Origin of the sequence: Butyricicoccus pullicaecorum DSM 23266 (assembly GCF_900167005.1) — a bacterium.
GTDB lineage: Bacteria > Bacillota > Clostridia > Oscillospirales > Butyricicoccaceae > Butyricicoccus > Butyricicoccus pullicaecorum.
On record NZ_FUXW01000031.1, the window covers coordinates 1 to 3,621 of the forward strand.

Consider the following 3,621-nt stretch of genomic DNA (forward strand, 5'->3'; position numbering starts at 1 on the left):
CACATGGCAAAATACACCATGTCTTTGTGGAAGGTAATGCTCAAAATATGATTACAGTCCTTCTCGCGTACAAATTCGGTTAATATGTAACAACAAATATAATTTTTCTTCCTCACTGAGCGTAAGATTCCATTTGGTATGGAAATATTCGCTGATGAGCTCGACGCATCGAGTGATTTTGGGATATTCAGTCCCCAAAGAGCGATACATTTCGCTGATATTAGAATCCAGCAGATTACCGGTTCCCAATCGCTGCAATAAATACATCAAATGCGAGGAATACCGGGCAAAATTGAACGAGGATCGGTTAATCACGATACCGATTTCGTCCTCTACAATGCTGACCGTATCCTCCAGGATATCGTCATACCGCTGCTGCCACTGGGTGACAACATCGCACTTGGTCTTGGCATTGTAGCGCGCATTGACAAAATGCAATGCAATTCCAGATGCCTCATTCTGATTGAGCTGAATAGTAAAGCGCCGTTCGATCTGCTTAAGCGCATACCGTCCGAGCTTGCCTTCCTGCGGATATTGCTGCTCTACCTCGTAAATGAGCGGCATCTGTACGTAAATGTGCTGTTTTGCACGCTGGATGCAAAAATTGATATGATCAGCAAGCGTCAGCACAACATTGGGATTGAGTTCATAATCCAGTTCATTGCGCGCAATATCTACCAGTTTCACTGTGAAATGCAGCACTTTTTCCGGCAATTCATTAAAAAGAGCCAGATATCTCTGATCCACATCGTAAAACCGTCGATCAATCACGGTCGGGTCAGTAATATCATACGGTGTTTTGGGAAATCCGATCCCTTTTCCGTATGCAATACAGGTCTCCCCCTCGTTGTCTACGCAGATCGCAAAATTGTTGTTCAATTTTTTAATCACACGCACTGCCGAATCACTCCAAAAGAAAAAACCCTTCAAGACATAGTTACACCTGTTAAACGGTGTCATTAGTAATGCCTCAAAGAGTTACAACCTAATCACAATGTTAGTATAGTAAAATCCGAACACGAAATCTATTTATTTTTTGCACAAGCTTTAAGAGCAATTTTTAGGCAAAACTCTCATAAGTATCTGCGGATTCTCCTTTCTCCTCCGGTTATAATGCCGCCAAACATACCTTCACAGATGATTGTAAAATCCAACATATTATAAACGATCCGACCAATGCCACCTTGCCTGAGCAATTATACCATAACAATATCCAAAATAATTGATACTACAGTTCACTCTGTCAAGTGGTTCTGGACAAGATCCATCAGATCATAAAACTCCAGAAACACTTCCCACCATATACGGCCATCTTGATTTATTCGTTAAGGCTTCTTCACAAGCTCACCACATTACTTTGACCGTATCTATAATAAAATAGGCTCTCAAATAAATTATCCATCATTTTCACCTACTTCAATACAGATATACTTACTCTGCGCCTGCAGCGCAAAATCCTACATTCTCTGCTAAGTCATGCCTTGCTGCAACTAATTTACTATATCATAACGTAAAGGACAATTCATCCCAATCATAAAAACCATTGCATCCTGTGTCATCATAGTTAAGACGTAATCTCTCACGGCATTCTGTTCTATCGTTTTAGAATAGTTTGCCGACAAATAAATTTTGTTGCTCCCATGTCTACATTCCCTTCTTGTCTTCATTGCAGACAGTTCGCGAAGAATATAAGCAGCGGTTCAAACGACCACAGAACAAAAAACTCATAGAAACAATAAATTTCATCGCCGACTAACAAGAATTAGAACAGTGCAACCAGTACAAAAACTACCATCACATCTAACACACCAGACCAAAGAGACAGCAAACGCAATATTCATATTCCTTCCGACCAAAACCAGTTTCCGTTCTCTCTCATTTTTGTTGATGAACTCCTTATCAATATCCATAGTGCATGATACCCTAAAGCTTAAAATCACGTAAGCGATAATACTTTGCATCTCTAAGGACATAAATCCCCTGATCTTTAGAAATAAATATTAAAATTTTGTTTAGCACTGAACTCTACGACATTTGTATCCACAGGTATAAATTGTTAATTTCTTGCGCAGCAATAACCCCAATCACATCCAAAATTATTGAAAAATATGATATACACAACTTCCTCAAACTGCATTCACTGTTTGCACAAGGAAAACAACATATCATGCTACTCAATCTCCTCGTCAAAGCAACGAACCTAAATTACCACCATTCATCAATATTCCTCTGTGTCACAGCCAACAAGTGAACGCAATGCCTCCTGCCAACAGGATACGATATATCATGATCTTCTCTTTTTTATAACTTTTAAACAGTTTACTGATAAAATAAATATTCTCTTCGGTACGCAAAGTTTGCACAGCTACACAAACAGCCTCATGCCCAATTTCATAGTCCTCCCCACTAAATAACAATCTTCAGTCAGCACCCGGTACGCTTCATTTTTTAGTTTACCTCTTGGATAGAATAATCCCAGGTAAATTTCCAGCTCCTCTGCTTTCTGTTCCATCACCTAAGGGATATCCATCCAATAATGACTGCTAACTATTACACTTACCGTATATTCCGCCTAACTCCAAGTTTACCATTTATTTCCCTGATTATACTCCATCTATATTTTATATTCTCTGACATGTCATGCACAACTAGATAAATGGTATCTACATGGCCTTTATCCTCAATCGTGTCAGGCCAACTTGTTACACAGCGATTAACCATAGCCGATGCGATAATCTCAGCACTTAAATAATACCTAATATAAGCTTTCATATAACTGCTGATTTGACACCTGGTCTGTGGTTCCACGAGTTGCTCCTACATATATAAGTACTTCTTAAACGGTTGGACGCTTTCCCAGATGAGCTGCGCCGCTTTTCCAATATGCTATCGCATCCTATGCATACACTTCATGCACAATATATGTGCTTTTGCACTCTCTGGATTAAATCAAACTTTTTCTTGCGGTATTTTGAATTATTAGCGAATATATTGCTTGAAAGATTACATATTGTGTGCTTTTTGTTTTTAGGGTTTGTGCAGAGGCTACAATAAAAACCGCATAAAATCGTGAAATGCACGATTTCACAGGATTCTATGTCAAATGAAACGAAAAACTGAATTTTTCCATCTGAAATCTGGTCGGTGCTGAAAGAGAACGGGAAAATGGAATCATTTATACGCAATTTTTTATTTGACATTTATTGTCTTCCATAATACAATTGAGACAACAAAAAACACACATGTGTAAAAGCACATAAACGGAAATCAAATTCGGACGAGTGACATCACTCAGAAAGGAAGATAAAAATGAAGGTTGGTATTATCGGAGCAGGCCGTATCGGCAAGGTTCATGCAAAGAATATCTCCATGTTTGTACCGGAGATGGAAATCAAGACCATCGCAGACCCGTTCATGAATGAGCAGACCGAGGCGTTTGCCAAGCGATATGGCATCCAGAATTGCACCAAGGATGCAAACGATATCCTGAACGATCCGGAAATCGAAGCAGTTCTGATTTGCTCTTCGACCGACACCCATTCCAAGTACATCATTGAGGCTGCGCACGCAGGCAAGCACATTTTCTGCGAGAAGCCGATCGATTATGATCTCACGAAGGTG

2 protein-coding genes and 1 pseudogene are annotated in these 3,621 nt (G+C 39.6%); 1 reads left to right on the top strand and 2 read right to left on the bottom strand.

Going from position 1 to position 3,621, the window contains the following annotated elements; translation table 11 throughout:
- Nucleotides 1-51: 51 nt before the first annotated feature.
- A complete protein-coding gene (locus B5D52_RS15780; protein ID WP_242951108.1) occupies nt 52-687 on the bottom strand; it encodes a PRD domain-containing protein in 636 nt (211 codons plus the stop codon).
- A 75-nt stretch (nt 688-762) separates the two neighbouring features.
- Nucleotides 763-960, bottom strand: a pseudogene (locus B5D52_RS16645) (CAT RNA binding domain-containing protein); the annotation flags it as partial.
- Nucleotides 961-3,309: 2,349 nt separating this feature from the next.
- Here B5D52_RS16645 and B5D52_RS15785 point away from each other — a divergent pair.
- Nucleotides 3,310-3,621 (top strand): Gfo/Idh/MocA family oxidoreductase (locus B5D52_RS15785; RefSeq protein ID WP_159446510.1); only part of this gene is annotated, 312 nt, incomplete at its 3' end.